The 19254-nt window shown below is 35.7% G+C and carries 19 protein-coding genes and 2 riboswitches; of the genes, 16 read left to right on the top strand and 3 right to left on the bottom strand.

All coding sequences use genetic code 11. The features are described 5' to 3' along the window. Window positions 1–44: 44 nt before the first annotated feature. Window positions 45–234, top strand: a riboswitch (cobalamin riboswitch). Between the two features lie 90 nt (window positions 235–324). The 8 genes from EZJ43_RS15570 to EZJ43_RS15535 all read left to right on the top strand — a co-directional run bounded on the left by EZJ43_RS15570 (window position 325) and on the right by EZJ43_RS15535 (window position 9777). Next, on the top strand, window positions 325–2352 hold the full coding sequence (locus EZJ43_RS15570) for a TonB-dependent receptor plug domain-containing protein (protein WP_133263645.1): 2028 nt from the start codon (window positions 325–327) through the stop codon (window positions 2350–2352). Between the two features lie 9 nt (window positions 2353–2361). Continuing rightward, complete coding sequence (locus tag EZJ43_RS15565; protein ID WP_133263644.1) at window positions 2362–3462, top strand: YncE family protein; 1101 nt, start codon at window positions 2362–2364, stop codon at window positions 3460–3462. Window positions 3463–3486: 24 nt separating this feature from the next. Then, window positions 3487–4614, top strand: coding sequence for a PKD domain-containing protein (locus tag EZJ43_RS15560; RefSeq protein WP_207924640.1), 1128 nt, complete (start codon window positions 3487–3489; stop codon window positions 4612–4614). A gap of 63 nt (window positions 4615–4677) precedes the next feature. Then, window positions 4678–4867: riboswitch (cobalamin riboswitch) on the top strand. 100 nt (window positions 4868–4967) lie between these two features. After that, window positions 4968–6827: a TonB-dependent receptor plug domain-containing protein gene (locus EZJ43_RS15555; RefSeq protein WP_133263643.1), complete on the top strand. Its 1860-nt coding sequence runs from the start codon at window positions 4968–4970 to the stop codon at window positions 6825–6827. 75 nt (window positions 6828–6902) lie between these two features. Then, complete coding sequence (locus tag EZJ43_RS15550; protein ID WP_133263642.1) at window positions 6903–7490, top strand: DUF6580 family putative transport protein; 588 nt, start codon at window positions 6903–6905, stop codon at window positions 7488–7490. A 278-nt stretch (window positions 7491–7768) separates the two neighbouring features. Then, window positions 7769–8455, top strand: coding sequence for an SIR2 family NAD-dependent protein deacylase (locus EZJ43_RS15545; protein ID WP_133263641.1), 687 nt, complete (start codon window positions 7769–7771; stop codon window positions 8453–8455). Further along, window positions 8445–9176, top strand: a complete 732-nt coding sequence (locus tag EZJ43_RS15540) for a Dph6-related ATP pyrophosphatase (protein ID WP_133263640.1) — start codon at window positions 8445–8447, stop codon at window positions 9174–9176. The genes EZJ43_RS15545 and EZJ43_RS15540 overlap by 11 nt, the downstream gene beginning before the upstream one ends. 103 nt (window positions 9177–9279) lie before the next feature. Further along, window positions 9280–9777, top strand: a complete 498-nt coding sequence (locus EZJ43_RS15535; RefSeq protein WP_133263639.1) for a YMGG-like glycine zipper-containing protein — start codon at window positions 9280–9282, stop codon at window positions 9775–9777. A 677-nt stretch (window positions 9778–10454) separates the two neighbouring features. On the opposite strand, the gene EZJ43_RS15530 is transcribed toward EZJ43_RS15535, so the two are convergent. Genes EZJ43_RS15530 through EZJ43_RS15520 form a run of 3 tightly spaced genes read right to left on the bottom strand, consistent with a single transcriptional unit; the run spans window position 10455 to window position 13580 of the window. Then, window positions 10455–10706, bottom strand: a complete 252-nt coding sequence (locus EZJ43_RS15530) for a hypothetical protein (RefSeq protein ID WP_133263638.1) — start codon at window positions 10704–10706, stop codon at window positions 10455–10457. Between the two features lie 19 nt (window positions 10707–10725). Then, window positions 10726–11412: a DUF3291 domain-containing protein gene (locus tag EZJ43_RS15525; protein WP_133263637.1), complete on the bottom strand. Its 687-nt coding sequence runs from the start codon at window positions 11410–11412 to the stop codon at window positions 10726–10728. Next, complete coding sequence (locus tag EZJ43_RS15520) at window positions 11412–13580, bottom strand: S46 family peptidase (protein ID WP_133263636.1); 2169 nt, start codon at window positions 13578–13580, stop codon at window positions 11412–11414. The genes EZJ43_RS15525 and EZJ43_RS15520 overlap by 1 nt, the downstream gene beginning before the upstream one ends. Before the next feature lie 159 nt (window positions 13581–13739). Between EZJ43_RS15520 and EZJ43_RS15515 the strand changes: the two genes are divergently transcribed. The 8 genes from EZJ43_RS15515 to EZJ43_RS17385 form a co-directional block, all read left to right on the top strand. After that, window positions 13740–14219, top strand: coding sequence for a GAF domain-containing protein (locus EZJ43_RS15515; protein WP_133263635.1), 480 nt, complete (start codon window positions 13740–13742; stop codon window positions 14217–14219). A 157-nt stretch (window positions 14220–14376) separates the two neighbouring features. Continuing rightward, a complete protein-coding gene (locus EZJ43_RS15510) occupies window positions 14377–14865 on the top strand; it encodes a pyridoxamine 5'-phosphate oxidase family protein (RefSeq protein ID WP_133263634.1) in 489 nt (162 codons plus the stop codon). Window positions 14866–14933: 68 nt separating this feature from the next. After that, window positions 14934–16232 (top strand): kynureninase, encoded by a 1299-nt coding sequence (gene kynU / locus EZJ43_RS15505; RefSeq protein ID WP_133263633.1) that lies wholly within the window; start codon window positions 14934–14936, stop codon window positions 16230–16232. Continuing rightward, a complete protein-coding gene (locus EZJ43_RS15500) occupies window positions 16225–17127 on the top strand; it encodes a histone deacetylase family protein (RefSeq protein ID WP_133263632.1) in 903 nt (300 codons plus the stop codon). The genes kynU and EZJ43_RS15500 overlap by 8 nt, the downstream gene beginning before the upstream one ends. Window position 17128: 1 nt before the next feature. Then, on the top strand, window positions 17129–17281 hold the full coding sequence (locus EZJ43_RS17245) for a hypothetical protein (protein ID WP_165953191.1): 153 nt from the start codon (window positions 17129–17131) through the stop codon (window positions 17279–17281). 175 nt (window positions 17282–17456) lie between these two features. Further along, the gene (locus tag EZJ43_RS15495) at window positions 17457–18140 is read left to right on the top strand and encodes a pseudouridine synthase (protein WP_133263631.1); all 684 of its coding nucleotides are present in this window, start codon (window positions 17457–17459) and stop codon (window positions 18138–18140) included. A 39-nt stretch (window positions 18141–18179) separates the two neighbouring features. After that, a complete protein-coding gene (locus EZJ43_RS15490) occupies window positions 18180–18914 on the top strand; it encodes a hypothetical protein (RefSeq protein ID WP_133263630.1) in 735 nt (244 codons plus the stop codon). Between the two features lie 118 nt (window positions 18915–19032). After that, window positions 19033–19254 (top strand): hypothetical protein (locus EZJ43_RS17385; protein ID WP_207924639.1); only part of this gene is annotated, 222 nt, incomplete at its 3' end.

Raw genomic sequence — 19254 nt, 5'->3', positions numbered from 1 at the left:
AAACTATTTGTACATAATACATTTTTGTTCTCAGCTTAAATGCTTACTTTTGCAGCGCTTTTGGTTACCGGTTAAACCCGGTATTAAAAGGGAATGCAGTGTAATTCTGCAACTGTCCCGCAGCTGTAAGCTCCATAACGGTTTTTTAATCCAATTGGCCACTGTTCGTTAAAGAATGGGAAGGTCAAAAAACCGGGAGTAAGTCAGAAGACCTGCCTTAGCACATATTTCATAGCTTTCGGGGATTGAAGCTAGGGGTGTTTTGCTTGTTGTATTTACATGCTCCTTATTTCTCGTTGCTGTGGGTAATTACTCACAACAAAAATGATTAAAAACAAAAATGCTTGTTTGGGCATTGGTTGTTTTTATTTTGCTATTGCAACATGCTTAGGCGTGGTGTGCCCTAATTTTTTATGGGCACAGGTAGATTCTGCAAAAATAAAACAGCTCAATGAAATCCAAATTAAGGCAAAAAAAATTAATTTACTACAATCATCACCAACGCCTGTTCAAAATTTGGGAGGCGATGATTTAAAACGACTAAGCAGTTTATCTGTTGCCGATGCTATACGCTATTTTTCTGGTGTACAGTTAAAAGATTATGGCGGTATTGGCGGTTTAAAAACCATTAATGTACGCAGTATGGGCAGTAACCATACGGCGGTATTTTACGATGGCATTCAGTTAGGTAATGCGCAAAACGGACAAGTAGATTTAGGTAAGTTTTCTTTAGATAATATTGAAGAGGTTACTTTATACAGCGGACAAAAAAGTGCCCTCCTAATGCCAGCAAAAGCTTATGCATCGGCAAGTGCGCTATACATTAAAACACCCGTACCAAAATTCGAACCTAATCAAAATCATTATTTTAAAGCCAGTTTAAAAAGTGGTTCGTTCGATTTTATTAATCCTTCATTTAATTACACTCAAAAACTAAGTAAAAAACTTTCTTTTAATTTAAGTACCGAAATTTTAAATGCCAGTGGTAAATATAAATACAGGTACACAAATGGCGTTTATGATACTACCGTTACGCGAACCAATACGGATATTTTTGCAAAGCGTATGGAGGCTGGACTTTATGGATTAACAGCAGATAGCAGTAAATGGCAGGTTAAATTATATAATTACAACAGCGAAAGGGGAGTTCCGGGAGCGATAGTTGCCAATAAATTTAATTTTTCTCAGCGCCAATGGGATGATAATTTCTTCCTGCAAAGCAGTTATCAAAGCAAAGAAAATAAGCACTACCAATATCTTTTTAATGCTAAATATGCTTATGATTTTACCAGATATTTAGATCCTGATCGAATTTCGTTAAATGGCCCGCTCAATAATAAATATACGCAACAAGAAACATACTTTTCATTTGCCAATCAATACCAAATTGATACATTTTGGGTAATCTCGCTTTCGGCCGATTACAGTTTTCAAAAACTTGATGCCAATTTACAATCGTTTGCTTATCCATCAAGAAATACTACGCTTATCGCATTTGCAAATACATTGCGTTGGCCTCGATTTAATGTGCAGGCAAATTTATTGGCAACAATCATAAACGATAAAGTAAAAACAAATATTCCCGCAGGAAATAAGGCAGCGTACACACCAACAATTATGGCATCGTGGCAACCCTTTAACACAGCTAATTTAAGAATTAGGGCTTTTTACAAATCGATTTTTAGAATGCCAACTTTTAACGATTTATATTATACCTTTATTGGCAATTCTACCTTAAAACCTGAATATGCAACACAGTATGATTTAGGAATTACCTTTTCAAAAAGCTTCACAAACGTCAGTCTTCAAAGCATCTCTATCCAAACAGATGCTTATTACAATCAAGTAACCGATAAAATTGTTGCTGTACCTACGTTAAATCTTTTCCGTTGGACTATGCTAAACCTTGGTAAAGTATCTATTAAAGGTATAGAAACCAATGTGCAAAGTCTTTGGCAATTCGGCGAAATTAAAGCTACAGCGAAAATGGGTTATACTTTCGAAAAAGCACTCGATGTAACGCCAACCGGTAACAGTTATAAACAACAAATCCCATATATCCCGGTGCAAAGTGCATCTATTTTATTAGGTGCGGATTGGAAAAGCTTTGGACTAAATTACAGTTATATTTTTACAGGCGAGCGTTACAGTCAAAAAGCAAATATACCTGAAAACTATGTTCCGGCTTGGTTCACCCACGATTTATCCCTACAAAAAAACATTATAAAGAATAAGATTAATTATCGCATTGCGGCAGAAGTAAACAATTTATTAAACCAATATTACGATGTAGTGCTAAACTACCCAATGCCCGGAAGAAACTACAGATTAACGCTCAGCGCAGATTTTTAACCCACAAATATGAATAACCTAAAAATTAAATTATCGGTAATAATGCTTGCTTCTATTTTCTTTTCTTGTAGAAAAGAGAAAGGAATTATTAACGAAGAAGTTACCAAAGTACCCAATCAAATTACGGCTATAAATGGTTTGTATATTTTAAACGAAGGCAACTTTGGGTCAAATAAAGCATCGTTAGATTATTACGATTATGCTAACGGAATTTACCGTAAAAATATTTACGAACAAGCAAACCCATCGGTTACGCTGGGCTTGGGCGATGCAGCTAACGACATTAAAATTTATGGATCGAGATTATACATCGTTGTTAACGGATCAAATAAGGTTGAAATATTGGATGTAAAAACTGCAAAAAAAATTGGTCAGGTTGATGTTCCAAATTGTAGATACATTTCTTTTTATAAAAATAATGCCTACGTAACTGCTTATGCGGGTTATGTTGCGGTAATTGATACGGCTGCGCTAGCTGTTAAAACCCAAATAGCAGTAGGCCAACAACCTGAAGAAATGGCTATTGTTGGCTCGAAGCTTTATGTGGCAAACTCTGGCGGTTACAACTATCCAAATTATGAACATACCGTTTCTGTAATAGATTTAAACACCAATACTGAACTAAAAAGAATTGATGTGGACGTGAATTTACATCACCTTAAAGCCGATCAGTATGGAGATATTTATGTAACCTCAAGAGGCAACTATGCGAACATTCCTTCAAATTTATATGTAATCGATACTAAAACTGATGCAGTTAAAAAGAAGTTTAATATTACGGCGAGTGATATATGCATAGATAAGGATTTTGCCTACATATATAGTGTTGAATGGAGCAGTATTACAAGTTCAAATGTAGTTTCCTACACCAAAATTAATATTAAAGATGAAACCATTATCCCAAGTAATTTTATTACCGATGGTACAGAAAAAGAAATCGAAATTCCTTACGGATTAGCCATAGATCCACTTTCATCGGATATTTACGTTACCGATGCTAAAGATTATGTAACACCTGGAACGCTTTATTGCTTTGATAAATATGGCAAGAAAAAGTTTTCGGTAACCACTGGAGATATTCCAGGACACTTTGCTTTTTACACTAAATAATAAATAAATCAATTAAAAATTACCATGAAAATTAAAAATTACATTTTACTTTCTACGCTCTTTATCGCCTTATTTTATTCTTGCAGTAAGGACAGAATGGAGTATGCACCAAAGCCAGACTTAAAAACAAAAGCGACCGAAATCACGGTGCCAGTAAACGGAAAATTTGAGTTCGAAGCGAATAACACAAATTCCGACTCCTTTACTCAAGAATGGAAATTAGATGATAAAGTGGTAAGTACGGCAAACACTTACAATTTTGTGCCTGTTTTGGCTGGCGACTATGTTTTGGTTTACACCGCAACAAATAATGCTGGTACTTTCGTTTATACCTACAAAATTAGCGTTCCTGTGCCTGTAATTGCAACTTCGCCAACAAGTAGCAAATTTATTTCTGCAATTTTAGAATATGCGCCGGCACCCGGACAACACATTAACCAACTTACAATTGGCTCGCCAGAGCAAGCTCAAAAATTAGTTGGAAGCATTACCAATTCCGTTTCTTTAGGTGGTTTTGGTGGCTACATTATTTTTAGTTTTGATCACTCTGTGGTAAACCAAACGGGTACAGATTTAGCTATTTACGGCAATCCAATTGGCCTACCGTATGCATTTGCCGAGCCGGGTATTGTAATGGTGAGTCGAGATAAAAATGGTAATGGCAAAGCCGATGATGAGTGGTTTGAACTTGCTGGTAGTGAGTACGCCAAAACAACAACCATTAAAAATTACGAAATTACATACACCAACCCAAAAGCGTTTGTAGCTGTACCTTGGACGGATAACCAAGGAGGGAGCGGATTTGTAAATAACAGTTCGAGATCAAGAAATTTTTATCCGCTTTTTGCGAAAAATCAAGAAACAATTACTTTTAAAGGCACTTTGCTTCCATCTACACTTAGCACATCTGGCTTAGTTACCAATAGCGCGTTCGATTGGGGTTATACTGATAGCTATTCTTTAGGCGATGATTATAAAACCAACCAATATAATGGTTTCGATATTTCTTGGGCTGTAGATGCAACGGGTAAAAAAGTGGTTTTACATACAGTTGACTTTATAAAAGTTTATACCGCACAAAACGTTAATGCAAGTTTCTTGGGAGAGATTTCTACGGATGTTAAAGGCGCTGTAGATTTGAATATAAAATAATACCGATCAACAATTTCAATAGACAAAGGAGTTCACTTACATTGCTTAAGTGAACTTTTTTGTTACATTTGCAGCGCTTTTGGTTACCGGTTAAACCCGGTATTAAAAGGGAATGCAGTGTAATTCTGCAACTGTCCCGCAGCTGTAAGCTCCATAACGGTTTTTTAATCCAATTGGCCACTGTTCGTTAAAGAATGGGAAGGTCAAAAAACCGGGAGCAAGTCAGAAGACCTGCCTTAGCACATATTTCATAGCTTTCGGGGATTGAAGCTAAGGATGAGGTACTTTCTATATATTGTATTTTCATTTCCTTTTCTAATCTGTTGGCTGTGGGCAAACAAACTCACAATCAAATGAACAAAAAATTTTTAATTGTAGCAGGCCTAGGGTTTGTACAATTAATGCTTGGCCAAAAGGCTAATGCACAAGACAGTCTTAAACTAAAGGATGTTGTAATTTCTGCAACAAAAAACGATCAAAAACAATCGCAAACTGGCAAGGTGGTTACCATTATTTCAAAAGAAGTATTGGAACGTAGCCACGGAAAATCATTATCCGAATTACTTAGCGAGCAGGCGGGAATTATTGTGGCCGGTGCAACTAGTAATCCAGGGTTAAACAAATCGGTTTTTGTTAGGGGAGCAGGTAGTGCTTATTCCCTTATTTTAATTGATGGTATTGTGCAAAATGACCCTTCGGGCGTTGGTGGTGCTTTTGATCTTCGTTTAATTCCTATTGATCAGATTGACCACATCGAAATTTTAAGAGGTGGCCAATCTACCATTTACGGTTCTGATGCTATTGGTGGCGTAATTAACATCATTACTAAAAAAGACGGACCAAAAGGAAATACAATTTATGGTGTTGCAAGCGCAGGGAGCTACGAAACTTACAAAGGAACAATTGGCGTAAACGGAAGTGTTAGCGATTTTAATTACAACATTAATTATACTCATGTTAAAACTGATGGTATTTCTGAGGCCGCTAACCCAGTAGGAAACACGGTTGATTTTGATAAAGATGGTTATAAAAGCGATGGCGTGAATGCCAATTTCGGTTTAAAATTGAATAAAAACTTATCAATCAATCCTTTTGCCCGTTATAACTTTGGTAATTATAAGTTTGATGGTGGCGCTTTTGCAGATGCAAACAATTTCTCGATAATTAAAAATGCTGCCTTAGGTGCAAACGCCAAATTAGCCTTTTCGAAATCGAAAGTTAATTTAAATTACAGTTACGAAACCACTTCTAACGATGCGCATAGTGCTTACCCAAGTTTTAGCAAAGGCAAGGTAAGTTTGGTTGATTTATTTTATAATCAAAAAATTGGCGATAAATTAGATGTTTTGCTTGGTTTGGATAACCGCTCTTTAAACCTTGTTGCAGGCACTAATTATGCACATACAAACATTTTTGCAACTTACGCTTCTGTTTTCTTGCATGATGTAAGTGTGTTTAATTTAGAAGTTGGTGGCCGTTACAATAAGCACAACCAATATGGCGAAAATTATACCTATACCATTACACCATCCATTAATATTATAAAAGAAGTTAAATTATTCGGAACAGTATCAACAGCTTTTAAAATCCCTACTTTAAGTATGCTTTTCGGTCAGTTTGGGGCTAATTTGAATCTTAAACCCGAAAAATCACAAAATTATGAGGCAGGTTTAAATCTAAATATTGCCGATGAAAAGTTTACAGTTAGAATTGCTGGTTTTAAACGCGATTTAAAGGATGCGATAATTTACGCTTATCCTGCTGGATATGTGAATCAAATCAGTCAAAAAACTAAAGGTTTTGAAGTTGAACCGACAGTAAAAATTGGTAAATTTAGCCTTAACGGTTATTATGCGTATGTTGAAGGGAATGAATTTAATTTTGTTGATAATAAGGTTGCCGATTACCTTTTCCGCAGGCCAAAAAATACATTTGGAATTAATGCAGGTGTACAAGCTACTGATAATTTATTTATAAGTGCGAACTACCGGTATTTTGGCAACCGTACTGATGGTAACTTTACCACATACACCGTTGATGCTTTGCCTGCATATAAATTGTTAAATGCTTATGTAGAATATGCGCTAGCTAAAAAACGTGTTAAACTCTTTTTTGATGCCAAAAACATTTTGAATGAAAAGTATAGCGAAATTATTGGCTACAACACGTTAGGTTTTAATTTTAATACTGGTGTTAGTTTTAATATCCATTAGAAAATAATAACTTTGCACTAAGCTTGTTGCTTTAAAAGTCTAAATACTAATTACTAAAAACTTCATACCAAGATAATGTCGAACTTAAAATTTAATCCCAGCATCGCCATACTATTGTTGATTATATTCGTTGCAACGCTGATGCGTTTATTGGTTACCTTCAATTCCGAAGAATTGCAGTTCGCAAATTTCTCATCAATTGGTGCAGTTGCTTTATTTGGTGGCGCTTACTTTAAAAATAACTTAAAAGCTTTTGCATTTCCGTTGTTAAGTTTATTGTTTAGCGATATTGTGTTGTATAGCACTATTTATCAAAAATATGCTGGTGGCGCTTTACTTGGGCAGTTGTGGGTTTATTTGGCTTTTGGTTTAATGGTTTTAGCGGGTAGGGTAATGTTGAAGAAAATTAACGTTATTTCACTTTTAGCTTCTACTTTGGTTATCGTTTTAATCCACTGGTTGGTTACCGATTTCGGCGTTTGGTTTCACAACCCAACCTATCCTCAAACTTTGGCAGGATTTGGTTTATGTTTAACACAAGCTATTCCGTTCGAGATTAGATTTTTAGAAGGAACTTTAATGTATGGTGCAATTCTTTTCGGTTTGTTCGAATTGCTTAAAGTTAAATACCCAGTATTAAAATTACAGACTCAACGAGTTTAAAAATCAAATATCTTAGTAAAATCCTCTTTTGTTTAAATGCAAAAGAGGATTTTTTTTGCCCCAAAAAAGTTTATTTTAGTAAATCATCTAAATTGTAATGATTTAATTTAGTTTAGGGCGTTTTAACACGCTTTACGCTTTATCTTTTTGGTAGAAAAAACCAAAAAGGATACCGCTCCAATCGTTAACGCTAGCAATATTTATAAAAACTGATATTAGTTTGAACTCAAGATAGGATAAAAAATATTTCAAAAACCAATCACTTAAAATTTAATCAAATGAAAATTGTTGTACTAACAGGAGCGGGGATTAGCGCAGAAAGCGGATTAAAAACCTTTAGAGATACTGATGGCTTATGGGAAGGTTACAATGTATATGATGTTGCTACACCAGAAGCATGGGAGAAAAACCCAGAAATGGTGCAGCAGTTTTACAACGATAGACGAAAGCAAGTTTTAGAAGCCAATCCAAATGCAGCACATTTAATTTTGGCCGAATTAGAAAATCATTTCGAGGTGGAAATTATCACCCAAAATATAGATGATTTACATGAAAGAGCCGGCTCAACAAAAGTTAGCCATTTGCACGGTGTGATTACAAAATCGCAATCAAACGTCAATCCCGATTCAACTTATCAAATTGTTGGCGATGAACTAAGAATGGGCGAACTTTGTGAATTTGGATCGCAATTGCGCCCACATGTAGTTTGGTTTGGCGAAGCTGTACCCATGATAGAAATGGCTGCAGAAATTTGTAGCACCGCCGATGTATTTGTTTTGATAGGTACATCGTTAGCGGTTTATCCTGCTGCAGGATTATTGGATTTTGTGCCTTCTGGAACGAGAAAATTTATTATCGACCCAAATATACCCAATGTTAGTAGATATAAAAACGTAATCAAATTAGAAGGAACAGCCATTTCTCAACTTCAAATTTTAAAAGAAATTCTGCTAAATGAAAAATAAAAAACTTTGTATATTTAACTGGAGTGGCGGGAAAGACAGCGCGTTGGCACTTTACTATGCGCTTCAAGACCCTACAATCGAAATCAAATATTTAGTCACGACGCTAAGTGCAGAATTTAACAGAATTTCTATGCACGGTGTAAGGGGAGAATTGTTGATTGCCCAATGCGAAAGTATCGGCATTCCGCTATATCAAATTAAATTGCCCGAACTGCCCGATATGGAAACTTACGATGAAATGATGTTTAAACATCTATCAAAATTTAAGGAAGAAGGCATTACACATTCTATTTTCGGTGATATTTTTTTAGAAGATTTACGCACATACCGAGAAAAGCAACTCGAAAGGGTAGGATTAACGGCAATTTTTCCACTTTGGAAGAGAAATACGAAGTCTTTAATTTCCGAATTTCTAAAACTGACCTTTAAAACCATCATTATTTGCACGCAACAAAATTTGAAGTCTTTCTGTGGAGAAGTTATTACACAGGATTTAATCGATCAATTACCCTCAGATATTGATCCGTGTGGCGAAAATGGTGAATACCATAGTTTTGCGTTTGATGGACCAATTTTTAAACATAAAATTGATTTTGAAATTGGAGAGCAGGTATTTAGAAGTTTTAAAAAACCTAAGTTAGCAGAAAAAGACGATGTTAATCTCAACAATGAGGATTCTAAATTAGGTTTTTGGTTTACCGATTTACAACCGATGAAATAAAAATTAAAACATTTTGGCATTGTTTTCTCTTATAACAATCTAAATACGTAAACAAAAAAATCTTTTAAATCTCTAAATTTAAAAAGATGTTAAAATTAAAGTTATGAAAAAGATATTCGTTGTAATTGCATTAACCAGTACGGTTTTGTTTGCTTGTAATAACAAAGCCAAAGAAGAAGCCACACTAAAACAACAGGAAGTTGAAAAACAAGCTACCATTAAAGTGGTTAAAGATAGTATGCGTTTAGATAGCTTTAAAAAAGCCGAGCTTACTAAACAAAAACAAATTGAAGATAGTAAGCAAGCTGCTGCGGTGGCAACTGCAAGAAAAGAAGGCGCAAGAAGTGCAAATGTAAGAAGTAGTGGAAATGGATCTGGTACAGCAAATTCGGCTTATGGTGGTACACAACCAACAGCTAAGAAAAAAGGTTGGAGTGAAGCTGCAAAAGGTGCTGTTATTGGTGGTGCAGCCGGAGCGGTTGGTGGTGCATTAATTGATAAGAAAAAAGGACGTGGTGCAATAATTGGTGGCGTAGTTGGCGCAGGCGGCGGTTATCTAATCGGTAGAGGTGCTGACAAAAAATCTGGTCGCGCGAACTAACATATATAAAATATTAAAGCGGTTATGGAAACATAACCGCTTTTTTTATGCCTTAAATTTGGCGTACATTTTTCTTATTCGCCAATAAGTTAAAAAGACTTTTCAATTGTAAGTTTTGGCTTTAGCATTTTATAAATTCTGCTAACTCGGTAATCTTTCAAAAATCACACGGTTAAGAATTATTCCTATCATCATCACAAATATGCTAAACTCAACCAACCTGAAAACTAACGATATTGTTATACCTCTTCGCTGATATTTTCGATTAAAGCATTCTTATTTTTATCAAATAGGGGTTCATCAAAAAACCATCAATCTTTAGTATATCAGACTTAAAAAAAGCTATTGGCAAAGCTCCGATTCGAAAAAGAGGAACCCAACATTGCTTGTTAAAATTAGTTTTCGAGGTCAGACTTTAAGAGCAAACAAAATCATCATTTTATCAAAAAAGAACCCCATAATGCCAAACCTCCCTAATATTTGGCGCTTTTACTATACAATATTTAATTTTGTTAGTTATGATAATTACCTATTAATCAAATACTTACATCTTAATACTTAAACAAACAATTAATTTATTGCCGTTTTAGGACACTTATTAGACCCCAAAAACACAAAATAAAATTCTGTTTCATCAAAACGACAGCTGTATATCAATTAGTTAGGCAGTTTAATATTTAGTATTGGTGCCGATTGTAGGCTTCAACAAACTCTACGTTCATTTGTTTAAAACGCTTAACCACTGTGGCAATAAATGTTTCATCTAAAATTTCAAACACATCATTAACTCCTCCTCCGCTCAGGTCTAACTCCGATAATTTATAGCTCTGCTCCAAACTACCAAGCTCAAATTTTACAATAAACTTTTGGTTCATAGAGAAAATTGTGATTTTGCATTCTGGATGCGGAAGCTCTGCGACTACTCTCATTTTTTGTATTTCTAATTTATTAATCTAACTCAATTCCATTCAAGCTTCCTTCGCTTCTTATTATTTCAAAGCGTGCAAAAAGCTCTTCGCTATACCATTTTCTTTCCCGTGTTAACTTAATAACATCAGCATGATCATGGCTTTTATAGGCGTAACTTTTCATCAGCTCTGCGCTCTCCCAAATGGAAAAAGTGGCCTGCATTACAAAAGGTAACTCACCAATACCCGCAGATAAGATGTATCCTGGTGCAACTCTCATCGCATCGGCTGCGCGTTTAATGTTTTCTCTAAACTCTTTTACTTTATTTAGTCTAATTCCGGCACGGGTAATTACAGCTACTCTACCATCTTTTTTATTGCTATTTTTATCAAGGGTAAATGGTTGTTTACCCTCCCATAAGCCATGCGCACTTAAAGGGTTTAGTAATATTGTAAAATCTTCAATAGCAAAGAATTTAAACCATTTTATTGCAAACGAATTTTTATAAAATTCATCGCAATCCTCTACGTTAGCCCATGCGGTGATGATTCCCCAATGTTTAAAATCAGGAGGCAAATCAACTTGTGCATTTTTGCCACTTCCCATTAATTTCCAAAAACTACACTTCTTGTTTAACCACAACGGTACACGCAAAATAGCCATCCCCATAAATGCAAAGGGGATGGCTGCGGTACGATATTTAGTAATTGTTAAGGCTACAATCATTACTTTTTTATTCCAATTTCCGTTAGCAAAAAATCTGCTTTATCTACTTTTTCAGCCACCCACAATACATAGCGAATATCAACACCTATAGATCTGCTGTAGCTTTCATTCCAGGCATAATCGTTAATAGTGGCTTCATAATTTCTATCGAAGTTAACGCCAATCAATTCGCCATTGGCATCCATAATTGGGGAGCCAGAGTTTCCGCCCGTTGTATCGGTGTTGTATAAAAACGCAACCGGTACGTCCTTCAAGTCATCTTTGGCAAAATCACCAAAATCTTTTGCGCCCCAAAGGGTTTTGATTACTGGGGGATAAACATACTCGGGATTTCCTGTTGCGCCTTTTTCCAATATACCTTTTATTGTGGTGTACGGATGCATATAGCTTGCATCTGCGGGCGAATAACCCCGCACATAGCCATAAGTTAAGCGCAGTGTGCTGTTCGCATCAGGAATGAAATCTTTTTTGAGGAATTTCTCCTTAACCGTTACGTAATCGCCCATTAGTTTGTTTACCAAACCATCTCGTCTATCCTTTTCGGGTTTCAAATCTGCAAGTTGCTTACTTATGCCTCCTTCCAAAACCAACAGTCCATCGTTATAACTAGCTAATATTTTTGGTGATTTTAGCAAATTATTCATTACATAATTTTCGTCTTTCAATTTCGTCAATTCAAAAACATCAGCAACAAATGAGCTTATTAAGCTTTCATTGTCAGATCCTTTGCTGGTGATTTTATCCACTGCATTTACGCGCTCATTTGGCCTAAAAACCGCTGCGTCGTTCATCATCTTTTTCAAAATCTTTTTGTCAACATCAATATCGTAAGATGAATAACTGTTTTTCAAAACATTTTTTACCGAAGCAACATTGTTATCAAAAAAGCTTTGTTTTTGATCTGCAGGTTGCAAATCGAGAGCGTTTTTGAAACTGTTGATGTTTCGGGCGATAACCAATAAGTTAGTAGAATTATATATTTGATTTAACCATAAATCACGATTGGCATCTCCGTTAATAATCCGGTAGGTGTTGTCAATATCGCTCATTAAATTGCCATATTGCGCTTTTAAATCAACATCGTTGTTAATGAAAGTAGCCATAGCTGCATCTTCCTGCTTTTTTTGATTTACCAAATCAATCCCTTTCAAACCTTTCAATTTGCCACGGTAGTTTTTCATTACGTTTGCATTTCTTTTAATTCGAGTGGCAAGTTTCAGCTCGGTAGCTTTATCTTTCTTCCCTACGTTTTCCATTGTTGTATTTTGGAAATCGTAAAGTTCTGATGTATAGGGAAGTAAATAATTTTGCTGATATTCTATATACGCAGCTGGGCGGTGGCGAAATGTTCTTCCCGGATAGCCCAATATGAACACAAAATCTTCTTCGTTAGTGCCTTTTGGATTTACCTTTAAAAACTTTTTGGGTTTATAGGGCACATTTTCTTTGGCATATTTCGCAGGTTTTCCATCTGGCGATACATACGCACGCATAAAAGAGAAATCACCAGTATGACGTGGCCAAACCCAATTGTCGGTTTCGCCACCAAACTCTCCAATATTTCTACTCGGCACATAAACCAATCGCACATCTGTTATGGTTTTATATTTAAATAGCACGTAGCTTTTACCGATGAACATTTCTGATACTTCTGCTTTGATACTAGGGTCGCTTTTTTCAGCATCTGCAGCGATATTTTTCATTGCAGCGTTTATAACAGAAATTCGAGATGCTGGATCGGTAATTTGTGCAACCGCACCCAATACCTTATCCGATACATCCTCATAACTATCAGTTATACGGCAGGTTAGTCCTTTTGCCTCAATTTCTAGTTCACGTTTATTTGCAACAAAACCATTGGTTAGGTAATCATTTTCGGGCGTGCTTGCCAACTGTACAGCACTAAATGCACAGTGGTGGTTGGTAATAATCAATCCCTCATTAGAGATGAAAGAACCTGTACAGCCACCAACATTAACCAAAGCATCAACCAAACTTGGTGCACCAGGATTGTAAATTTCATTTTGATCAATTTTTAATCCTGCCTTTTTAAGATCTAATTTATGAATCTCACTAAGTGGAAACATACCTTCTTCTGGCGGGGTATAAGCAAGCTGAATAATGCCTAAGCAAAGTAATAAAGTAAAGATTAAGGTTTTCTTATTCATGTGTGTATAAGTATGGTATTTAAAGTTCAAAATTAAGTATTTTAGTCAGGCTTAAAAAACCATAAATGTTTTAAGTCTGTAAAGTTTTTACGATAATAAGCAAGCAAATTCTAAAGCAGTTAACTTTGTTGTTATAATATTCAATAAAAAAATTTACAAATGGCAGAAGATTTAACTATTAACAGAACCGCGACTAAAGCGGAACAGTACGAAACTTTAATTCCCCAAATTGAAGGCTTGTTACATGGTGAAGATGATTTTATAGCAAACTTAGCCAACGTTTCGGCTGCCTTAAAAGAACAGTTCAACTGGTTTTGGGTGGGTTTTTATTTGGTTAAAAACGAGCAATTGGTGTTAGGGCCTTTTCAAGGTCCTGTTGCCTGCACGCGTATTCATAAAGGAAAAGGTGTTTGTGGCGCTTCATGGGCACAAGAAAAAACTTTAATCGTGCCCAACGTTGACGAGTTTTCTGGTCATATTGCATGTGCCTCGGCATCGAAATCGGAAATAGTTTTGCCTCTAATTAAAGATGGTGAAGTAATTGGTGTTTTAGATGTTGATAGTGAGTTTCTAAACCATTTCGATGAGATTGATAATACTTACTTAGCGCAAGTTATAGCTATTTTACTAAATAAATAGTTTATATAATTACAACGGGCTTTGGGCGGGTTTTTGTGCTCTTTTGCTAATTGAAATTTCATTTTATTACACCAAAATTTTTATTTGAGAACTACGTTTAATTAGTTAGTTGAAACATTTTTCTACGGTGGATGTTTTGAATTAAAAAACATAGCGCATGAAAAACGAAAAAAATATATCCATTTTAAAAGAAATGGCAGAAAGTGTAAGAATTTGCATGTTTACCACCTTTTCTACTAAAGATGAATTTGGAAGCCGACCGATGGGTACTGCTAAAATTGAAGATGATGGCACAATTTGGTTTTTTACGAATGAGTATTCTTTAAAATCGAAAGAGGTATCTAAAGACAATTCGGTTTTATTGGTATATAGCGATCCATCAAAAAACACCTATTTAACAGTTAAGGGCGATGCCGAATTGGTAGATGATCGGGTTAGGAAAGAGTCGTATTTTTCGCCATTTATTAAAGCGTGGTTTCCTGATGGGATAGACGATCCACGACTGATTTTGATTAAAGTGGTTCCGCATACTGCTGAATACTGGGATTCATCGTCATCAAAAATTGTGGTTCTATTCAGCACTTTGAAGGCTTTAGTGACGGGGTCAACGCCAGATTTAGGTAAGCACGACACCATGAGTTTTTAAAATAAAATTAACATCATATTTTGAGCAGGTTTGGAAACAATACCTGCTTTTTTTGTATTATTACAATAATGATTTTTGAAAACACTTTAACCTTTGCTAACCGCTTAGATAGGGAAGATCCTTTAAAGGATTTTAGAAAGAAATTTCTATTTCCAAATCGCATGGGTAAGGATTATATATACCTATGCGGTAATTCATTAGGACTTCAACCTAAAGTTACTAAAGAGGTTACAAATTTGCAATTAGATCGTTGGGCAAATCTCGCGGTAGAAGGCTGGTTTCATGGAGATGAGCCATGGATGTTCTACCACAAAGAAATCAAAAGATTATTAGCGCCTTTGGTTGGGGCTTTTGAAGTGGAGGTTTGTCCGATGAATACTTTGACGGTAAATCTACACCTCTTAATGGTCAGCTTTTACCGTCCTACGTCTAAACGATCTAAAATTATTATGGAAGCTGGCGCGTTTCCTTCAGATCAATATGCGATAGAAAGCCAGATCATACATCATGGTTTCGAGCCAAACGAAGCGATTATAGAGGTTTTTCCACGTGAAGGCGAATCAACACTTCGGACTGAAGATATTGTGGCTAAAATCAAAGAAAACGGAGATGAAATTGCTTTGGTGCTTTTTGGTGGCATCAATTATTTTACCGGACAATGGTTCGATATGGAAGCGATTACAAAAGCCGGACATGAAGTTGGTGCCATTGTTGGTTTTGATTTGGCACATGCAGCGGGCAATGTGCCCATGAAATTACACGACTGGAATGTAGATTTTGCCTGTTGGTGCTCCTATAAATATCAAAACGGCGGTCCTGGCGGGATAAGTGCTATTTTTGTCCACGAGAAACATTTCGCCTCGAAATTAAACCGTTTTGCTGGTTGGTGGGGATACAATGAAAATTCTAGATTCAAAATGGATAAAGGTTTTGTACCCGAAGCTGGCGCCGATGGTTGGCAGGTTAGTTGTACGCAAGTTTTGCCAATGGCGATTTACCATGCAGCCCTTAAAATTTTTGCAGAGGCAGACAATTTAGAACCGCTTAGAATAAAAAGTATTGCTTTAACTGGTTATTTAGAATTTATTATAAATGAGGTAAATAAATCAATAGGATTTACGCAATACAGAATTATTACACCAGCAAATCCAGCCGAACGCGGTGCGCAATTATCGATCATAGCAAAGGAAAAAGGCAAAGAAATTTTCGATGAATTGGTGGCAAAACACATTTTGGGCGATTGGCGGGAACCTGATGTAATTCGATTTTCTCCTGTACCGTTGTACAATTCATTTGAAGATATTTATCTAACAGGAGTCGCACTGCTTAATATTAGTAAAGTAATTTTAGCTCCCAATAATGATTAAGGTTGCCTATCATCCAATTTATGCACATCCATTGCCAGAAGGTCATCGCTTTCCGATGTTGAAATACGAACTGATTCCTGGCCAACTTCTACATGAGGGCACTATCGAGCCTAAAAATTTATTTTCTCCAGAACCTGTTACTGAAGATATCATTCTTGTTACCCACGTTGAAGCGTACTGGCTTCAATTAAGAGATTTAACTTTGCCAGTAAAAGAACAGCGACGCATTGGTTTCCCTTTATCTCAACAATTAATTGAGCGGGAGTTGCGCATTACACAGGGTACAATCGATGCTGCATTATTTGCATTAAATGATGGAATTGCATTTAACATTGCTGGTGGCACGCATCATTCTGGCAGTAATTGGGGAGAAGGCTTCTGTTTATTAAATGATCAAGCTATAACAGCCAACTATTTATTAAACAGAAAGATAGTAACTCGAATCTTAATTATAGATCTAGATGTTCATCAAGGAAACGGAACGGCCGAAATTTTTAAAAATGAACCGAATGTATTTACCTTTTCTATGCATGGCGATAAAAATTTCCCTTTCAGGAAAGAGAAGTCTGATTTGGATATTCCTTTAAATGATGGCGTAGCCGATAATGAATATTTAAGTTTATTAGCAGAAAATTTATCATTCGCTTTCGAAAAGGCAAAGCCAGATTTTGTTTTCTATTTATCGGGTGTTGATGTTTTAGCAACAGATAAATTGGGAAAGCTATCTTTAAGTAAAAGCGCTTGTAGAGAAAGAGATTTGATGGTTTTGAAGAAGTGCAAAGATTTGAATATCCCTGTTCAGGTGAGTATGGGCGGTGGATATTCTGCTGATATTAAAGATATTGTTGATGCCCATTGCAATACATATCGTGTGGCTTTTGATTTATTTACCTAAAATGAAAATAATCAATTTTCTAAAACAACCTTATCCATTTCCATTTCAAAATTGGAAAACGCTCGCCATCATTGGTATCGCAATTGGAGCTTGTATGCTTTTATTACAACCGTTTGGCTTATCTCAATTGCAACTCGACGATAACAAACAATGATTGGTGCGTATATGCATCACTTACCGCTTTTCTGGTGGTAAATAATCAAATATTGCAAGTTTATGTTGTCTGGCTTTTAACAACGTTGATACTTTTTCCCGTCATTTTAAGAGATACTCAGAAGTATAAAATAAAAGTCGCCAATTAAAAACCTACAATTCTTATCTTCGCCAAAATGTTGGAGATAATTTATCAAGACGAAAATTTAATTGCGATTAATAAGCCACACGGTTTGTTGGTTCATCAATCATCGATTGCTCGAGATGCTACCGAGTTTGCTTTGCAGATGCTCAGAGACCAGGTTGGTAAGCACGTAAGTCCGGTGCATAGGCTAGATAGAAAGACAAGTGGTATCTTATTATTTGCTTTCGATAAGCCTACTGAAATTGGTATGCAACAGCAGTTTATGAATGGAGAAACTGATAAAAAATATTTATCAATTTTACGTGGTTTTACAGCCGATGAAATGGATATCGATTATCCGTTGGCGAAAGAAAATGGAACCCTCCAAGATTCATTTACACATTTTAAAACCTTACAACGAGCAGAAATTGATGTTCCGTTTGGCAAGTTTTCTACGTCGAGGTATTCATTAGTAGAAGCGAAACCAACAACCGGACGTATGCATCAGCTTAGGAGGCACTTTAGCCATATTTTACACCCAATTATTGGCGATAGAACACACGGTTGTAATAAGCAAAATAAGTTTTTTAAGGAACAATGGGATATGACCACAATGTTGCTCCATGCATCTGAATTAACTTTTGTTCATCCAATAACAAATCAGAAAATTTACATTAAAGCAAGTCTTCATCAAGAATTTAAAAGGGTTATGCAATTTATGAATATGGATTTGTAGCACAATTTTTCCCATTTAAATCTGTTTATTAAAACATCTATGAATAAATACTTATTTTCAATTTTAGCATTTTCAATAATTTTTATTACTGGTTGCTCATCCGTTTACATGCCAAATGTACCCAATACACCAATGTTAAGTAAACAGGGCGAATTTAGTGGTGGCGGGCATATATCGTTAAAAGGAAACACCAGTATTAACGGTGCCTATGCTGTTTCTGATCATTTTGCTTTACTTTTTAGTGGTGCCGCAATGGATAATAAAAGAAAAGCAAAAGATTTTAACCATAAATTATTTGAAATTGGAGGCGGTTATTTTAACACTTTCGGGCCTGATGACAACAGAATAATTGAAGTTTACGGTGGTGTAGGCAAGGGCTACAGCAACATTACTTTTAGAGATTATAAAGATGACCTACTAATTAACACACAATTGCAGAAAGTTGACTACCGTAGGGCGTATTTACAGGTAAATTATAGTTCGAAAAGGAAAAGTAACTTTAGGATTTTTGGAACTAATTTTCCATTAAATTACGGTACGGCGTTAAGAATAAGTAAAGTAAATATGGATCGATTTTTTATAAATAACGTTGTACAACCAAAAGAAAATAATATTTTTTTCGAACCTATATTTTTTACCCGCATGCAATTGAGTAAAGTTATCCAACTGCAATATACAACAAGTAGTAATTTCGGGTTAAAAAGTAGAGATTATTTAACTGCGGGAAATTCTATTTTTACAATAGGTGTTGTGGTAAATGTTGGTGGAAAATAAAACGACAATCATAAATTCGTAGCCCTTGGCTTCAGCCAAGGGATAATATTGAACATGAAATAGGCTTTAGCCAAAAACTGAACAGTTGAAAGCTTTTGCGATAACAAATTCATAGCCCTTGGCTTCAGCCAAGGGCTATGATATTGAACATGAAATAGGCTTTAGCCAAAAACTGAACGCTTTTGGGAGTTATAGAGGTTTACCCGAGTTATTTAAACCTGTATTCTATGGTTTTTACAAGAAAAAAGGCAATTATTTTTTGAGAAGCATTATTTTAGATATGCCCTCTGAATTTCTTTTATGCAATCATCTCTGCAAGATATGGGGTTCCTCTTTTTAT

Origin of the sequence: Pedobacter changchengzhani, assembly GCF_004354365.1 — a bacterium.
In the GTDB taxonomy this organism is placed as follows: domain Bacteria; phylum Bacteroidota; class Bacteroidia; order Sphingobacteriales; family Sphingobacteriaceae; genus Pedobacter; species Pedobacter changchengzhani.
Note: the sequence above shows the minus strand (reverse complement) of the source record. Positions and strands in the feature narration are given on the sequence as shown.

Excerpts from the sequence above, each read along its gene's own strand:
- EZJ43_RS15570 (WP_133263645.1), top strand. The coding sequence starts at position 325 with ATGATTAAAAACAAAAATGCTTGTTTGGGCATTGGTTGTTTTTATTTT.
- EZJ43_RS15520 (WP_133263636.1), bottom strand. The coding sequence starts at position 13,580 with ATGAATAAGAAAACCTTAATCTTTACTTTATTACTTTGCTTAGGCATT.
- kynU (WP_133263633.1), top strand. The coding sequence starts at position 14,934 with ATGATTTTTGAAAACACTTTAACCTTTGCTAACCGCTTAGATAGGGAA.
- EZJ43_RS15540 (WP_133263640.1), top strand. The coding sequence starts at position 8,445 with ATGAAAAATAAAAAACTTTGTATATTTAACTGGAGTGGCGGGAAAGAC.
- EZJ43_RS15525 (WP_133263637.1), bottom strand. The coding sequence starts at position 11,412 with ATGATTGTAGCCTTAACAATTACTAAATATCGTACCGCAGCCATCCCC.
- EZJ43_RS15565 (WP_133263644.1), top strand. The coding sequence starts at position 2,362 with ATGAATAACCTAAAAATTAAATTATCGGTAATAATGCTTGCTTCTATT.
- EZJ43_RS15510 (WP_133263634.1), top strand. The coding sequence starts at position 14,377 with ATGAAAAACGAAAAAAATATATCCATTTTAAAAGAAATGGCAGAAAGT.
- EZJ43_RS15490 (WP_133263630.1), top strand. The coding sequence starts at position 18,180 with ATGAATAAATACTTATTTTCAATTTTAGCATTTTCAATAATTTTTATT.
- EZJ43_RS15515 (WP_133263635.1), top strand. The coding sequence starts at position 13,740 with ATGGCAGAAGATTTAACTATTAACAGAACCGCGACTAAAGCGGAACAG.
- EZJ43_RS15535 (WP_133263639.1), top strand. The coding sequence starts at position 9,280 with ATGAAAAAGATATTCGTTGTAATTGCATTAACCAGTACGGTTTTGTTT.
- EZJ43_RS15550 (WP_133263642.1), top strand. The coding sequence starts at position 6,903 with ATGTCGAACTTAAAATTTAATCCCAGCATCGCCATACTATTGTTGATT.
- EZJ43_RS15545 (WP_133263641.1), top strand. The coding sequence starts at position 7,769 with ATGAAAATTGTTGTACTAACAGGAGCGGGGATTAGCGCAGAAAGCGGA.
- EZJ43_RS15560 (WP_207924640.1), top strand. The coding sequence starts at position 3,487 with ATGAAAATTAAAAATTACATTTTACTTTCTACGCTCTTTATCGCCTTA.
- EZJ43_RS15530 (WP_133263638.1), bottom strand. The coding sequence starts at position 10,706 with ATGAGAGTAGTCGCAGAGCTTCCGCATCCAGAATGCAAAATCACAATT.
- EZJ43_RS15500 (WP_133263632.1), top strand. The coding sequence starts at position 16,225 with ATGATTAAGGTTGCCTATCATCCAATTTATGCACATCCATTGCCAGAA.
- EZJ43_RS15495 (WP_133263631.1), top strand. The coding sequence starts at position 17,457 with ATGTTGGAGATAATTTATCAAGACGAAAATTTAATTGCGATTAATAAG.
- EZJ43_RS15555 (WP_133263643.1), top strand. The coding sequence starts at position 4,968 with ATGAACAAAAAATTTTTAATTGTAGCAGGCCTAGGGTTTGTACAATTA.
- EZJ43_RS17245 (WP_165953191.1), top strand. The coding sequence starts at position 17,129 with ATGAAAATAATCAATTTTCTAAAACAACCTTATCCATTTCCATTTCAA.